The organism is Hassallia byssoidea VB512170 (genome assembly GCF_000817785.2).
Lineage (GTDB): Bacteria > Cyanobacteriota > Cyanobacteriia > Cyanobacteriales > Nostocaceae > Hassallia > Hassallia carrinoi.
In genome coordinates this window covers 43,008-59,212 of record NZ_JTCM02000032.1, presented here as the reverse complement: position 1 = coordinate 59,212, position 16,205 = coordinate 43,008, and the positions used below count along the sequence as shown (strand labels likewise).

Sequence of the window (16,205 nt, the reverse complement as noted above, 5' to 3'; positions counted from 1 at the left end):
TGTGCGGAGGTGTCCTCCGTTGAGGCGTCTGGCGTGGACAAGGGGAGCCAGCGCTGTGCGGAGGTGTCCTCCGTTGAGGCGTCTGGCGTGGACAAGGGGGATAACTCTTGACTAATGACTATTGACTAATGACTTTTGACTCTTGACTCTTGACTCTTGACTGTTGACTAATAATTAAATTATCAGGAAAAAATATGAGTAAATTCGCTTATATTCAATGTCCGACGGGTATTTCTGGTGATATGTGTCTGGGAGCGTTGGTAAGTCTAGGTGTTCCCAAAGAATATTTAATTGAAAAACTGAATAAGTTGGGAATTGAGCATGAGTATCAGTTAAGAGCAGAATTTGTTCATCGCAACGGTCAGCAGGCAACTAAAGTTCATGTAGATTTAACTCACCACCATCATCATGAGGATGAACACCATCACCATCACGGACGCCATCTGCCAGAAATTGAGCAGATGATTCTCAAGGCAGAGTTGCCAACAAGAGCAGAAGCTTGGAGTTTGGCGGTATTCCGGCAGCTAGCGGTGGCAGAAGGAGCGGTGCATGGTATTGCACCGGAAAAAGTTCATTTTCATGAAGTGGGTGCGGTGGATGCGATCGCTGATATTGTCGGTACAAGTCTTGGGTTAGATTGGTTGGGCATTGACAGCAATGAAAAAGGAATGCCCTTACTATACTGCTCGGCGTTACCGACTGGTGGGGGAACAGTTCGCGCTGCACACGGTTTGATGGCAGTACCAGTACCGGCTGTGTTGAAGTTGTGGGAAATGCGGAGTTGTCCGGTTTATAGTAACGGCATTGACAAGGAATTGGTGACACCGACGGGAGCGGCGATCGCTACTACTTTAGCTGCTGATTTTGGTGCCCCACCCCCAATGACAATCAAACAAGTTGGATTGGGAGCGGGTTCGTTGAATTTACCGATTCCCAATATTTTACAACTTTGGCTGGGTGAAAGTACAATTTCTACTGTTGATGATAGGTTGATAGAAACGATATCAATATTAGAAACTCAAATTGATGATTTAAATCCGCAGGCGATCGGTTATGTTTTTGAAGCGTTATTTGCCGCTGGTGCTGTGGATGTATTTACACAGGCGATCGGCATGAAAAAATCTCGTCCGGGGATTCTACTAACTGTAATTTGCCATCCGGAAAATTTACTTAAGTGTGAAGCCATTTTATTTCGTGAAACCACCACTTTAGGAATTCGTCGCTCCACCCAACAACGCGCCGTTTTACAGCGGGAAATTCAACAAGTAGAAACTCAATATGGTGTAGTGCGCGTGAAAGTTGCATGGATGGGGAAAGAAGTTAGGGCAAACGTGCAACCAGAATATGAAGATTGTGCAGAATTAGCGCGAAAATATAATATTCCCTGGCGCGAAATTCAGCAGACGGCATTACACAATTGGCATACAAAAAATAATATATACCAGTCCGATCAATCGAAGAAGTGAAAAGTTAAATTCCCGACTTCTTTAAGAAATCGGGAATCAGTTCCACCGCCGTTGATAAAGCTGTTCGGAAGACCTTTATTTAATCAGCCTCTCTAACTGTTCTGTTCACAGCGCTGGTTGCATCTTGAGCTGTACGCTGAACATTTGTCTTGGCATCATCAGCCGCACCTTTAGCACCTTTTGTCAAGTCACCGACAGCATTCTTAGTGTTGTCTTTGATATTTTCAATTCCTCGCTGAACTCCCTTGGCGAAATTATCAGCGGAATTGCCAGTTTTATCTTTTGTACCCTCAGTGTTTTGCTGAAGATTCTTGCCGAAATCTGCTGCGTTTTCACCTTTTTTATCTAAGATACGGCGGGTGTTTTCGCCCACAGTACTTGTTTGGTCAATGACGTTTTGTTCCGCATTTTCCTTGAGAGCTTCAGTTTTGGTTTTTCCTTCATTTGATCTGGGATCTGTATCGCTGAAGTTATTCATTCCACCTTCGTAGCGATTAAGAACTTTATCACCTTTGGGAACGGATAATTCAGAATTAGCTCCTGCTTTTGGTTCTCCTGCTGTTACCGGACCACAAGCTTGTGTAACAATCAGTAAAACCCCCATACACAAAACCGTCAATATTTTGATTGGGCGAATGTTTTTTACCCAAGCAATTACTTTGCTCATGTTGTTACTCCTTGTGTTTGTGTGAATAAGTTAAACTTTAACTAAGATAACCGAATGATTTTAAGTTTGAGATTTGGGATTTCTGCACAATCTCAAACTTCAGATAAAAAAGGGTTTTATCTGCTGCGTGCTGGATTTGGTTTTAATTCAGGTCTTGCACCCGCTTCATCTGCCTTATCTTTCAAAAAGGTTGAAGCTTCTCCAACTTGTTCTTGAACAGTGCCAAGTCGCTGTTTTAGTCTATCTCCTACATCTGGGATGCGTTGATTCAAACCACCTTGTTTAGGACGAAAATCTTTTTCAGTGATGATTGGTAATTCGGCTTCTTTTTCAGCTCTACCTTGTGGTGTTTCTGCACCTGGGTAAAGTATCCTTGAATCGTCATTTGTAGCAATCAATAGTTGTCCGCTTGGCTGTATACTAGCTTGATCGCCCTTATTGGCTTTGGTGTTATTAACTTTATTGTCTGTGGACAAATTGTAGTTTGTGTATTTGTCCCCACCACTTTTATAAGGATTGTTTGCCCCACCAGCTTGCACAGCCGGATTTTGGGGATTTGCACCTTGAGCATTTGCCCCACTACAAGCAGTGCTAACTAACAATAAAAAAGAAGCAAAAAAAACTATTACAATCTGGCGTAGTTGTAATTTTTTCCAAAAAGTTCTCAAACCGTTCACGAAGTCCTCCTTTCAACTTGAAACAAACCAATTTTTTTCGGTCAACAGATTTGTTTACCTTTAAGTTGATGAATATTTAATCAACGCTTGTCAAGCTTAGAGTGAAAAAGGCAACCTTTGCCTCTAGCGAAGGTCACATTTTGACTACTACATTCACGTCATTGTTCTCTAACTTAAGAGAGATATAAGCTACTATAATTAGCTTTGTATTCGCTTGTGCCAATTTACTTTTCTTTTCTCTTGTATGAATATTTAGTTATCAACTAATGTTTACTTATGTCAGCCTTGAGATTGAAGTTAATTAGTCTATGGGAAACTCTCGATGCGGCTTTACATAAAATTACACAAAATTTGTAGTTGTTCGCCGTTTTGAAAGAAGGAGAATGCCAACACTGATTTTTAATTTAGGAAAAAATTTAATGATGATGAGGATATGAAAACTTGTTAAGACTTCACGTTTTCAGAAAAGTTGGGTATATTTGGCTAATTTACCATAAGATTTTAGGTGTTCAGCCATAAAAAAGTTTATCAGTTAAATTACCAAAATGATGAAGCAATTTTTACGCTGGCTAATTTTGGGGGGAACGCTATTTTTTTTAGCCAGAGCTTTTAAGGATCACTGGCTTGAGGTGACAGCCATCCGCATTGATGCAGTTGGATGGGCAATTATAGCGATCGCCACAGGCGTAACTTTGCTTGCACACACTTGGGCAGGCTGGGTATGGACTTGGGTTCTGCAAGACTTAAATCAACCTGTAGAACCTGTCCATTTTATTCAAGTTTACCTGAAAACAAACATCGCCAAGTATTTGCCAGGTAATATCTGGCATCACTACGGGCGAATTGTCGCCGCCAAAAATGCCAATGTTTCACCAAGCGCAGCCACCTTGAGCGTATTGCTAGAGCCGTTACTAATGGCAGCAGCTGCTTTAATTATCATTGTCTCACTTGGTGGCACATTTGCAGCAGGCAATGTCAACTTGTTCGCGCAAATAGCCCAACTGCTAACTTTGCTGGGAGTGCTTTGTGTAGTTCATCCTCGATTTTTAAATCCGGCTATTAGCTTTTTGCAACGCTTGAAGGGGAGAATGTCTAATACTACTACCGAGTCAAACCCTAGGGTGAGTATTAGACGCTATCCGGTGCGACCTTTGTTAGGAGAACTCGGCTTTTTGGGATTGCGAAGCACTGGGTTTATATTAACTATGTTTGCTTTGGGTCCGTTGAATTTCAGTCAAATTCCTTTATTAATCGGTGCTTTTAGTTTCGCTTGGTTAGTGGGGTTTGTTGTTCCTGGGGCACCTGGGGGTTTGGGTGTATTTGAAGCCACAGCGATCGCCTTATTACAAAATCGCTTTCCGGCTGCTATAGTCATTAGTGCGATCGCTCTCTATCGTCTGATTAGCATTGTCGCTGAAACCGCTGGTGCTGCATTAGCTTGGCTCGACGAACGTCAAACTCAATCATAAGTGCGATCGTGCGATCGTTAGGAGTTAGGAGTTAGGAGTTAGGAATTAGGAGTTAGGAATTAAAAGTTAAAAGTCAAAAATCACCCTTGTCCCCCTTGTCCACGCCAGGCGCCTCAACGGAGGGAACCTCCGCACGGCGCTGGCTCCCCTTGTCCCCTTGTCTCCCTTGTCCCCCTTGTCCCCCCATCCCCCCATCCCCCCTCCGAAGTGCATCTACTTTTAACTGAGAAAACACACGATAGCCATCTAAATTCACCTTTGGTTGAGAGGTTTGCTCATCTTGTTTCATGTTAATCAAGTTATATTCAACGTTTTCGGCATAAATTGCAAAAGTGATATTAAAAATTTCTATAAAATTAATAACCCATTGGCATTCCTCTTCTGGATAGTTATCGTAATAACCAATCAAATCAGCCATTCTAATTTCTAAATGACTGCGGGCATTTTTACAAATCAAAATTACTTTTAGCAGTACAACCACCAATGTTAAAGGATGACCCTGAGAAAGCAATAAAACGAATAATGGCGAAGGTTCTCGTCCCTTTTCTGTTGTTAGACAATCAATCACTCGGTTACAGGTTCTCAATAACAATTCTTTACTAATAGGTTTTTCATCATATTCTTTCTTCCAAGGCGATATTTTATCTGACAACTGCTGTTTCAACGTTTCTACAAAGTCTTGGCGTTCTACAGAAAAAATCATATATTTTTGTAAGCTGTCTTTAAAGTCTTTGAAAGTTTGATTTTGAGTCTGTCTGAGAAATATATTCGCCAGATTTTCGTGACTAAATGCACCTTTTTTTAAAACAATTGTCTTGATTAAATGCAAAACATTATCTCCCAAAATAGTGGGATTTATGTAACGTGTTTCGCTTGATTTAGCAGACTGAGAACGAGCAATATACATCGCTAGTTCAAACTTAAATTTGTCTTTCATCTGCTTGGAACGCTTTAAAGCCGCTTCTTGTTGCTCTTTTGGATTGTTTTTATCAAAAGATTGAGCAACTAATAAATATGTTGTGTAGCGATTAGTCCAATGACCTTTGTTTTGTTCTTTATGTCTAAGAGCAAATAATTTTAGTTCTTCATAGTCGTTGCTGTTAACAAAATTTATTAACCATTTTTGGTAAATATTTATTTTATTTGAACAAGATTCAGCAGTCCATATCTGAATTTTGTAATTAACAAATAATTCCACTAATTCTTTGATGTATTTGTGTTTTCTCTGAGAATCCCAGTTATTAACTATAATGTAGCAACATCGCTTAAGTGTATGGCGAAACTCTTGTTCGTTATTCTCAGAAAACATTGCATATATACTTGGCGCAGAATTTAAATCAACTGAATCAAGACAGTCTATAAATAAAAGCTTAAATTCTTTTAAAACGTCTTCCGGCGACCATTTTTGCACAATTTCTACTAAAAACTTATAAGTTCTCTCTTGTGCAGTTTGCAGATTTATCTGTCTAGAGTTAGACTTAACAAAATGCTTATTTCCTTGACTTTTCTGTAATTTATTTGCGGTCATTGCAGTTCTCAAGACCAAAAAGTTTGCCGACTATATTCTTATCAGCTTAACCTTGGCGAACAAGAGTATCAATCTGTTATTCAAAGATTAAGTAATCTTTTTACATAAATTTGATAAACAGAATATTAAATTCATTTATTTCTTATGTATATATATATATACGTATTTATTTATACTAATTATTGTTTTAAATTACGATGTACCTGCAATTGCCATAATTAGTAACAGGACAAAAGCTGCGTGTCACACAAAAAACGTAAATTTAAGCTCGTAGTAAGCGCTTAAGCGCTTATTTTAGGCACTTCAGTGCCTACTACAGCAACTATAAAAACGACAATAGGCTTGCAGAACAAGCCTATTTGAATCTTGACTTTTTTTATGGGGGTGGAGGGACTTGAACCCACACGACCTTTTACGGTCAACGGATTTTCATTCTCCCGCAGCTTTCGCTACTGCCTAATCGGTTTTACCTTTCGGCTTTGAGAATTGGACTCTCCCTTTACCCTCGACTTGACGTTAGGGTAGCTCCCGTCGGGTCTCTGCACCTTCCCTGAATTTTAAATTTTGGATTTTGGATTTTGGATTCAAGAGCAATCACAAATCTAAAATCTGTCTTGAAAAGCTTTGATCGGAGGAAACCTCCGCTCAAACTTTTCGCAAAATCTAAAATCGCTGGGCTTGGCTCAGGATTGCCATGTCTGTTGCCAGATTTAGGTTTCCCTGAGTTTGAGAGCGGTCACTTGAGGGATTTCTCCTTCAAGGCTCAGTTAGCTAAGTCCGTAGCGTCTACCATTCCGCCACACCCCCATCAGCTATTTGGGATTTGCTTATTTTATTGAGGCAGCAAATACCTCCTCATCTATTCCACCATCAATTGCGTCTTTTGTCCAACTGAATTAAAAAAATTTTTTTCTGGCTTACCGTCAGAGTAGTAAGTGGGAGACGATCGCTCTTTGAAGTAGCGAATCATCAAACCTATATCAGACAAAGGCTTTCACGCTTATAGGTAGATTTTAGGCGATCGCGATTTTATCCCAAAGCTACGCAATTTAAATTAGCTATAGTTTAATTTCAAATTTTCTCTATACGTGTTTTTACGACTGTTTTATATAACAATTTATAACAAAAATAGTAAAATATCCAAACCCAAAAAATTTTTAGATATTCAATAAGAGTAGAACATATGGGAGATTCGCTTACTAAGCATGTAGGTCTTACTCAAGAGATTTTTTTACACCGCATTGCAAATCGCATTCGGCAATCTTTAGAACTTCAAGAAATTTTATCGGCGACGGTTGCCGAAGTCCGTTCGTTTCTCGGCACCGATCGCGTAAAAATTTATCAGTTTCAACCTGACAGTCATGGATTAGTAATTGCCGAATCAATTCAGGAAGGACGTTTACCTCCTTTGCTAGGGCTGAATTTTCCCGCAGATGACATTCCCCCCTATGCGCGTGAATTGTATGTTCGGGCACGCCAGCGAACAATCGTCAATTTGGCAACACACGAAATCGGTATCAGTCTTCTTAATTGCCGAGAAACAGGCGAATTGTTAGACCAGCAAGATATTCGTTATCGCCCGGTCGATCCTTGCCATGTAGAATATTTAACGGCAATGGGTGTAAAGTCTTCGGTTGTAGTGCCCATCGTTCTAGAAAGCAAGGAAACCGGTAAAGATTCTTTACCTTCTTTACAGCAATCATCTCAATTATGGGGGCTGTTGGTGTCTCACCATTCAGAACCACGGGTAGTAACAGAGCAGGAATTATTATTTATTCAGTCTGTAGTCGATCAAGTGGCGATCGCTATTTCTCAATCGATATTGCTCAACCAAGTGCGACAGCAAGCCCGCCAAGAAGCCATTATTAACCAAGTTACCCAGCAATTGTACAGTACTCCCATTGTTCAGCTGGAAGCTGCCCTAGAAGAGACTGTGGCAGCCTTTGCAGGCTCTGGAGGACGCCTCTACTTGCTGCCAGATAACGAGCAAAGCGCAGAAATCTACATTTGTGGGGTGCAGCCTACCCAACTCGATGGCGGGCAAGGTAGACATATTGAGGAGCATCGATTGTGGCAGAAATATCTTTATTCTGCCTCGATGTTACCCGTCGGCAATCCAGAACAGCCAAGTGCTAAATCTTGGTCGGTAAACTGGATGAGAGCCGTTTATGCTTTGACTGCCCCACCTAACGAACTAACTTCAGACTCAAATTTGTGGGCGATCGCCGACGTTTATAAAGAACCTTTATTTCGCTCGCTCGCTTGTTGTTTCCAAGCAACCCAAATTCGCGGCTTGTTAATTGTACCGCTTCTGCATGGTTCTACCGTCGTTGGCTGCTTGACTATCTTCCGAGATGAGGTAGATATTGAAACGATTTGGGCAGGCTGTTTTTCTACTGATTCTCGCCAAATGATGGCGCGTCAGTCGTTTGAAGCGTGGCGCGAATTGAAAACTGGGCAAGCACAACAGTGGGGAGAATCAGAAGTCAAGCTGGCGCAAGCATTAGGTGAGCGCTTTTCCACTGCTGTGAGACAATACCGACTTTACCAACAGGTACAAACTCTCAATACAAATTTAGAGCAACAAGTACGCGATCGCACTGCCCAACTGCAACAAACTAACACCGACTTGCAACGCTCAACTATTGAGCTACAGCGCTCTGTTGAACGGCAGCAAGCTTTGGCTGGGATCATAGCCAAAATGCGACAATCGCTGGATGTGGAAAATATTTTTTATACCACAACTGAGGAAGTTTGTCAACTAATCAAAAGCGATCGCGTCGCAGTTTATCGCTTTAATGACGATTGGGGAGGTGAATTTGTCAGCGATTATGAATCTGCAAATCCCCGATGGCACAGAAGCGTCAAACTTGGAGTAGGCATGGTATGGGACGACACCCACTTACAACAAACCCAAGGGGGACGTTATCGCCATAATCAGCCGTTTGTGGTCGATGATGTGTACAGCATGGAATTTAGCCAATGTCACATTGATTTACTCGAACAATTTCATGTGCAAGCGTTTATGATTGCGCCGATTTTTGTTGGGCAAGAGCTATGGGGTTTACTGAGTGCTTATCAACACTCAAGCAGTCGGCATTGGGAAGCTTTGGAAGTAGAGTTTTTCACGCAAATTGCGACTCAGCTAGGGGTGGCAGTGCAGCAAGCTGAATATCTAGAACAAATGCGATCGCAATCTATACAATTGGCTCATGTGGCAGAACAGCAGCAAACCCTAGCGAGTGTGATTACCAAAGTTCGGGAATCGCTCGACTTGAACGAGATTTTTCAAACCACCACGCAAGAACTCCGCCGAGTACTCAATGGCGATCGTGTTGTTGTTTTTCGCTTCTACTCCGACTCTGAATATGACGGTGGCGAAGTTATTGCTGAAGATGTTGCCCCTGGTTTGCCATCAACCTTAACCGCAAAAGTATACGATCGCTGCATAGGTGAGAAGTATACCGAGAAATTCCGTCAAGGTCATATCCATGCAGTTAGTGATATTTATAACTCTGAGCTAGACGATTGTTATATATCAATGCTGTCTCGCTTCCGAGTCAGGGCAAACTTGGTAGTTCCCATGATTAAGCAAGATAAGCTATGGGGCTTATTGTGTATTAATCAATGTGAAAAATCCCGTGAATGGCAAGACTTAGAAATTGAATTTGTCAGCCAAATTGCCTCTCAGTTAGGAGTTGCCCTCGAACACGCAGTACTGCTCAAACACACACAGCAGCAAGCCACACAACTTTCCCAAACACTCGACGATTTAAGGCAGACTCAAGCTCATTTAATTCACAGTGAAAAGATGTCGAGTTTAGGACAATTAGTTGCTGGGGTGGCACATGAAATTAACAATCCTGTCAACTTTATCTACGGCAATCTCGCTCATATTCATGAGTACACGCAAAACTTGATTGAAATGCTCAATCTCTATCAACACTACTATCCCGAACCCGAACCAGAAATTAAAAAACAAGCAATAGTGGCAGATTTAGAGTTCATCGCAGAAGATTTGCCTAAACTATTTTCTTCGCTGGAATTAGGTGCTGAACGCATTCGGGAGATTGTTCTTTCGTTAAGAAATTTCTCTCGTTTGGATCAAGCCGAGGTAAAACCCGTTAATATCCACGAGGGACTTGATAGCACTCTGTTAATATTGCAGCATCGTCTTAAGCCTAATTCACTGCATTCAGGCATTGAGTTGATCAAGCAGTATGGTGAGTTACCGCTGGTAGAGTGTTTTGCCGGACAACTCAATCAAGTTTTTATGAATCTACTCTCCAATGCAATTGACGCATTAGAAGAGTCGTGCCGTCAGTCTCGTAAATCCGGTAATGATAAATATCATCCGATCGTTACTATGAAAACCCAGCTTTTAGAAAATGATTGGGTACAAATTTCCATCAAAGATAATGGAATCGGCATGAACCAAGAAGTACACGCGAAGCTATTTGACCCCTTTTTCACCACAAAAGAGGTGGGTAAGGGTACAGGTTTAGGACTCTCAATTAGTTACCAAATTGTCGAAAAGCACCTAGGCAAATTACAATGTGTGTCCCAACCACAAGAAGGGGCTGAGTTTTTGATCGACATCCCTGTAAAACAACCCGCAAAAAAAATTGCCAGACTTTCGTCGTCTCAAAAAAGTTAAACTAATCGGCGTTCAGCCTATGATGGAAAACAGATGCACCTCTATATAGAGACACAATTATGGTTGTAGCCCTACTGTATCTGATTTTGGCTGGAGCTTATCTATTAGTCATACCAGCAGCAGCCTTAGTGTACCTCACACAGCGGTGGTATGTGGCTAGCTCCTTTGAGCGCGGTTTTATGTACTTTCTCGTGTTCTTTTTCTTACCGGGTTTGTTGCTTTTGTCACCTTTTGTGAATCTTCGACCCAAACGGCGACAAATTGAAGTTTAACGATATTTGATTGGTAGGTCATAAATCTCATGCGACGGATTGACGCTGTTGGAATTGTCTTTGGCGTTTTTGTAGCTGGCGGTTTGGCTTATGTATTATTCCTGCTAGTAGGCTTAGATAGCCAAAAAGCCGGGATTTGGAGCCAAGCCTTGCTAGTCTGTGGGTTGATTGGCTGGGTAGCAACCTATCTTTTTCGTGCGGTTGGGCAAAAAATGACCTACCATCAGCAACGGGAAGAATACGAAAAAGCTTTTTTGCAAAAGCGACTCGACGAACTCACCCCCGAAGAACTCGCAAAACTTCAAGCCGATATAGAGAGTAGGGACTCTTAAGAGATGGGGAGAGTTCTTGAGAGGGGGGGATGGGGAAGACAAGGGAGACAAGGGAGACAAGGAGGCAAACTCCTCCTGCCCGCTGTCCCCTGCCTGCTGTCCCCTGCCTGCTGCCCCCTGCCCCCCTTGTCCCCCTTGTCCCCCTTGTCCCCCCTGTCCCCTTGTCTTTCCGTCCCCTTGCCCAATGCCCAATGCCCAATAACTAATGACTGCGATTTCTGATTGCTTTGAAAATCTCTCGCGTAACTCCGAGTGTGCGCTGATTCCGTTTATTACTGCTGGCGATCCGAATTTAGAAACAACTGCCCAAGCGTTGCAGGTTCTGGATCGCAGTGGAGCGGACATAATTGAATTGGGTGTTCCTTATTCAGATCCTCTGGCGGATGGACCAGTAATTCAAGCTGCTGCTACCCGCGCTTTACAAAAAGGAACGAAATTTGATTCTGTTTTGGAAATGGTGAAAGCAACTATTCCAAGTTTGCGATCGCCTATCATTCTATTTAATTATTACAACCCAATTTTGTACCGGGGAATTGAAAAGTTTCTCACTCAGATTGTAGATGCTGGTGTGGCGGGATTGGTAGTTCCGGACTTACCTTTAGAAGAAGCTCAAGGTTTGTTGCAACCTGCTTCTGAGATGGGAATTGATGTTACTTTATTGGTTGCTCCCACAAGTTCAACTGAAAGAATAGAAGCGATCGCTCGTTCTTCTCAAGGATTTATTTATTTGGTTAGCGTCACCGGCGTGACGGGAATGCGATCGCAAATTCAATCAAGAGTGTCAGATTTACTTAAAGAAATACGTGGTGTTACTGACAAGCCTATCGGTGTTGGCTTTGGCATTTCCCAGCCAGAACAAGCTCATCAGGTGCGCGAGTGGGGCGCTGATGCAGCAATTGTTGGTAGCGCTTTTGTCAAACGTCTGGCAGAAGGTAACTCAGAACAAGGATTAAAGGCGATCGCTGAGTTTTGTCAAACCCTCAAGCAAAGCCTTGAAACTTCTGACAAGTAGCACAAATACTCCGGCTTGCTCAAATCGCTAAAGTAGATTAAAAAATTTAAAGTGCAAAGTTTTTTTGCCCTGACTTAGTAGACAATTTAACCGATATGTTCTTGAATATTAACAGCAAATATCAAGCTGTAAAAAAAATAGCTGATACGTCGGCTTATAGTTTGAGTATTATGTAAACTTGAATAGGTTATAAATAATGAGTGTGAGAGTGAGTAAGTCACAAATGGATATAATTACGTCGCACTTCAGGGGGACAGGCGATGAGTGAAAGTATGGCGTTTATCGGCGGAGTTGCTGTAGCTGGTCTAGCAGCGCTCGTGTTGCTCAAAGGGACAGGTACTCCAAACCTACAACCTAATATTGCTGTTGCCCCGCCTTTTCCAGCCACTGTAGCCGCACCGCAAGTGATGCAGCCAGGACAATATCCTGCTTACGGGCAACCATACCCCAATCCAGCGCCGATCAATCCCAGCGGTACTGAAGAGTTTCGCGTACAAATGGAACGGCAGAAAAATCAGCTTGACGTGTTACAGCGAGAAAACGATCAGCTCAAACAGCAAATTCCCCAACTTCAGTATCAAGTCGAAAATTATAAAAACCAAGCTCAATTAAGCGTCAATAACCAAGCCGCTCAACAAGCAGCATTGAAGCAGCAGACTGAAACTCCTTGGTCGTCTTCACCGATAGTTTGGGCAGTGGCAGGTATGACGCTGACGATTGGCGGTGGTGTTGTTGTAGCTGGTGTGTTGGCTTTGTTCTCACCACGGCAGCGTTCTACCCGTACCGTACAAGTAATTCATCCTTATAATGGTCCAACACCGCCACTGGCTCCTGTACGACGGGCTGAGTTTCTTCCCCCTCGTGTAGAAACCAGACGAGTTGAAGCCACAGAATACGACGAAATGCATTGAAGTTGAAGCAGTTGTAAGCACAGCACAAAGTAATACCCTATGGTCAGCTCAGTTTCGGGCATCTAGGGTGAGAATTATCAAAGGGTAAAGCCAATAAATTCTCGCCTCGGAGTTTTGTATGTAAATTATTTCTTTACGCCTAACTTGAATTGGGTAAAATTTTGTCTATGAGAAAATGATTACCCATAGGAACTTTGTATAGATAAGTAGGGGCATTGGGCCCTATCGCAATGGGCCCTATCGCAATGGGAAATTGAAGAGGGGAAAAGGGGAAAGGGGAAAGGGGAGGCAGTGCGGACCTTCCCCAGCCCCCGACGGGCGCGGTAAGCGAGCGATCGATGGGGGACTGGCTCTAGAGTTGGGTCTTGGGGTTTCACGCCACTCCCTACAACGGGGCGGCAGCTTTTCGGGGGAAGCTTCCCCCGAAAACGTGCCTTGGGAACCCCCAAGGGCGGGGTGGCTCCCCAAGTGGAGCATCTGCCTATGATTGGGACGGAGTTATTTAAAATTAGTAAAAATACTTCTTCACCTTTTCCCTTTACCCTGCTTTGGAGCGCTTTCCCTTTACCCCTCATAAATGCCCGATGCCCCATGCCCGATGCCCCATGACGGCAGGTGCTCCACGCAGGTCCGACACCAAGACCCTTCGGGTTCGCCAGTCCCCCATCGATCAGGGAGACCGCGCCCGTCGGGGGCTGGTCTCACCGCACTGCCTCCCCCATGCCCGATGCCCCATTACCAGTTTCCTACTTATGTCAAGAAAATTACTTTAAATATTAAACTACTAGTAAGAGAAATGCGCTATAAATGTAATCCTTGCAGTGTATGATTCATCATTGCAACCATACAAGTCAAGACAAAAGCCGGATGGTCGCGTGACAATTGCCTTCTTACTAACTGATTGGTATCATCTTTTATAAACTTTATTTATTAATCAGAGAATATACTGATACGTACAAAAATACTAATAAAAACTATAAGAAAAAATACTGAATAATTTTTTTTATCCCTGATGCCTTAAATATAATTTATGGGTATTCTTACTTAAGTGTTACCTGAAGATAGTGATTCGGCAGATGATCGTATATCGGCTACTAGATTATTCATTACAAACATATTGATGAGGTAGTTCAGGTGAGCGGAAATTAAGTTGCTATTGCAACTTGCCATTACTTAGTATCCATTTTTTTATTTGCTCACTTTGCTTGATGTTCAGGTGAGCGGAAAATAAATACGCATACAAATGTTTAGCAGTTTGATGATACATCAATCACGACGCTTTATATTTTGCAGCTTGATTTTCATGCAATTGCTGCATTGAGGCACTGTCATACATCCTTTAAATAAACTAACCAGATTATCGAGTGGTGTTAACTTATTGGCAACAACCTGGTAGAATCGCAGAATCATCAGTTGTGTTCATCTGTTGGCAGCAATTGCCAATACTTTTTATTCTGCACATGAATTTGAAGTAGATATATTTAGCTTGGCAGTTACCGTAAAAGTAACAAATTTTGTTTTTAAAATTGACACAGCTTTGATAACATGCTCTAATCACAAAAAAATAGAAATGTTTTTTTAGGAGTAGTTAGCAAAGCGTAATTGTATTTGGGTGCAGTAGATACAAGCAGTTAGTAAACGGTAAGCTTTCTGCCTGCTTAGTCTTGCAGTGAATTTGGAACAAAAAAGACATTTCATCTACCAAAAGGAGGAAATTTTACAATATTTTGCATCCTGAAGACTGAATTTAATTCCACTCAATCGACAGCATTGCCCCGCAAGACAAAGGAAAAAAGAGCAAGCGGACTAAGGAAAGCTGTTCGGTGCGAATTGATAAAAGCAAGTACAGTTCTGTAGGCTATTTTTCATGCGTTGCACTGAAATTTGGCTAATATTTCTGTGAATTAAGTTTCACAACTATCAGTATTGCTAATATCATGGCAGCAATAATCGCAGTGATTTAATCGTTAGAACTGAACATAGAAACGGCATTCGCATGTCAAATCATCCATTATGTGTTGAACTGATTGACACATGTTTAAGAATATGCTCTCCTACCAAAAAAAGTTAATTAAAGATTGTGTAAAAGGAATTGTGAAAAAACTGCAATTGTATCAAAGTTAAAAGACCGCTTGTTAAGATTTAGTGATACGATACTTGCGTCTAAAAAAATTTAAATTCATCCCAGAAAAGAATTAGGTTTTTCCACAAAAACCTAACTCCATAACAATCCTCTGCTATTGCTTGATGCCTTCCAATGACATCTATAAATTCATGGTTGAGGCATAAGAGCCTCTTTTTTACGTTTTTTTCATTGAGTATATTTACTTACGGAGTTATACCTGTTCTTGCTCAGACAGGAGTAATCAGGAATACCGCAGGTGCAGGTGCTGATAATCTTCCACAAGTTCGCTCAAACGAGGTGACTTTAAGCGCCGGACAAGCAGCTTTGGAGATTATCAAAACAGGTGACAGGGCAGCAGCCGAACCGGGCGAAACAGTAGTTTACCGTCTTGCCATCAGAAATGCTGGTAGGGCAGCAACAAGCCAGATATCGGTTACAGACAGACTGCCCTTAGGAGTGCGATTAATCAACAGGTCGCTAAGAGGTATCATCGGCGATCGCCAAGTCGCCTTAACCGTTGACCGGGGTTCAAATCGGACAGTGACAATTAATGCTAGTTCCGGACTGCAACCGAACGAAACCTTAGTTGTGGTATATGGCGCTGAAGTAACACCCGATGCGATTCGAGGAGATGGTAGAAACCTAGCACAAGCCAGAGCCGGAAGTTTGACAAGTAACCAATCCAGCTATCGGATACGGATTAGACCTGGTATCCTCTCCGATTGCGGCACCTTGATTGGTCGCGTGTTTGTTGATAAAAACTTTGATGGCGAACAGCAACCGAACGAACCAGGAGTACCGAACGCCGTAATTTACATGGACGACGGCAATCGAATCGTCACCGATGCCAAAGGACTCTTTTCCTTGCCAGCTGTTATATCCGGTTATCGTTCGGCAACACTGGACTTGAGTAGCTTACCAGGTTACGCATTAGCACCAAACACATACTTTATCGAAAAAAATAGCCAATCACGCATGGTGAAATTAGCACCTGGTAGTTTGGCACGAGTCAATTTTGGGGTTACGCCTGCCTTTTCAGGGGGTAAGCGATGAAAACTAGAAAAAATTGTGTATATTTTTCCAAAAATT

Annotated in this window: 12 protein-coding genes; 8 read left to right on the top strand and 4 right to left on the bottom strand. The window is 42.2% G+C overall.

The window, feature by feature from the left end; genetic code table 11:
- The first annotated feature begins 194 nt into the window (after window positions 1-194).
- The gene (gene larC / locus PI95_RS15960; protein ID WP_039754802.1) at window positions 195-1,466 is read left to right on the top strand and encodes a nickel pincer cofactor biosynthesis protein LarC; all 1,272 of its coding nucleotides are present in this window, start codon (window positions 195-197) and stop codon (window positions 1,464-1,466) included.
- Window positions 1,467-1,545: 79 nt separating this feature from the next.
- On the opposite strand, the gene PI95_RS15955 is transcribed toward larC, so the two are convergent.
- Window positions 1,546-2,133: a hypothetical protein gene (locus PI95_RS15955; protein WP_039754801.1), complete on the bottom strand. Its 588-nt coding sequence runs from the start codon at window positions 2,131-2,133 to the stop codon at window positions 1,546-1,548.
- Window positions 2,134-2,249: 116 nt separating this feature from the next.
- Window positions 2,250-2,810, bottom strand: coding sequence for a DUF6658 family protein (locus PI95_RS15950; protein WP_039754800.1), 561 nt, complete (start codon window positions 2,808-2,810; stop codon window positions 2,250-2,252).
- Window positions 2,811-3,355: 545 nt separating this feature from the next.
- On the opposite strand from PI95_RS15950, the gene PI95_RS15945 reads away from it, so the two are divergent.
- A complete protein-coding gene (locus PI95_RS15945; protein WP_039754799.1) occupies window positions 3,356-4,279 on the top strand; it encodes a lysylphosphatidylglycerol synthase transmembrane domain-containing protein in 924 nt (307 codons plus the stop codon).
- Window positions 4,280-4,352: 73 nt separating this feature from the next.
- Here the strand turns inward: PI95_RS15945 and PI95_RS15940 are convergent, their stop codons facing one another.
- Window positions 4,353-5,807, bottom strand: coding sequence for a Sll1247 family protein (locus tag PI95_RS15940; RefSeq protein WP_063842472.1), 1,455 nt, complete (start codon window positions 5,805-5,807; stop codon window positions 4,353-4,355).
- An 859-nt stretch (window positions 5,808-6,666) separates the two neighbouring features.
- A complete protein-coding gene (locus PI95_RS36845) occupies window positions 6,667-6,795 on the bottom strand; it encodes a hypothetical protein (protein ID WP_268896781.1) in 129 nt (42 codons plus the stop codon).
- A 195-nt stretch (window positions 6,796-6,990) separates the two neighbouring features.
- Between PI95_RS36845 and PI95_RS15935 the strand changes: the two genes are divergently transcribed.
- From PI95_RS15935 to PI95_RS15910, 6 genes are all read left to right on the top strand, one after another.
- The gene (locus PI95_RS15935; protein ID WP_039754798.1) at window positions 6,991-10,464 is read left to right on the top strand and encodes a GAF domain-containing protein; all 3,474 of its coding nucleotides are present in this window, start codon (window positions 6,991-6,993) and stop codon (window positions 10,462-10,464) included.
- 59 nt (window positions 10,465-10,523) lie between these two features.
- Complete coding sequence (gene ndhL / locus PI95_RS15930) at window positions 10,524-10,736, top strand: NAD(P)H-quinone oxidoreductase subunit L (protein ID WP_039754797.1); 213 nt, start codon at window positions 10,524-10,526, stop codon at window positions 10,734-10,736.
- Between the two features lie 29 nt (window positions 10,737-10,765).
- Window positions 10,766-11,068 (top strand): DUF3007 family protein, encoded by a 303-nt coding sequence (locus PI95_RS15925; protein ID WP_039754796.1) that lies wholly within the window; start codon window positions 10,766-10,768, stop codon window positions 11,066-11,068.
- A 205-nt stretch (window positions 11,069-11,273) separates the two neighbouring features.
- Entirely contained in the window at window positions 11,274-12,080 is an 807-nt protein-coding gene (gene trpA, locus PI95_RS15920; RefSeq protein ID WP_039754795.1) for a tryptophan synthase subunit alpha, read from the top strand.
- 260 nt (window positions 12,081-12,340) lie between these two features.
- Window positions 12,341-12,991, top strand: a complete 651-nt coding sequence (locus PI95_RS15915; RefSeq protein WP_039754793.1) for a heterocyst differentiation related protein — start codon at window positions 12,341-12,343, stop codon at window positions 12,989-12,991.
- A gap of 2,257 nt (window positions 12,992-15,248) precedes the next feature.
- Window positions 15,249-16,169, top strand: a complete 921-nt coding sequence (locus tag PI95_RS15910) for a DUF11 domain-containing protein (RefSeq protein WP_039754792.1) — start codon at window positions 15,249-15,251, stop codon at window positions 16,167-16,169.
- Window positions 16,170-16,205 lie beyond the last annotated feature (36 nt).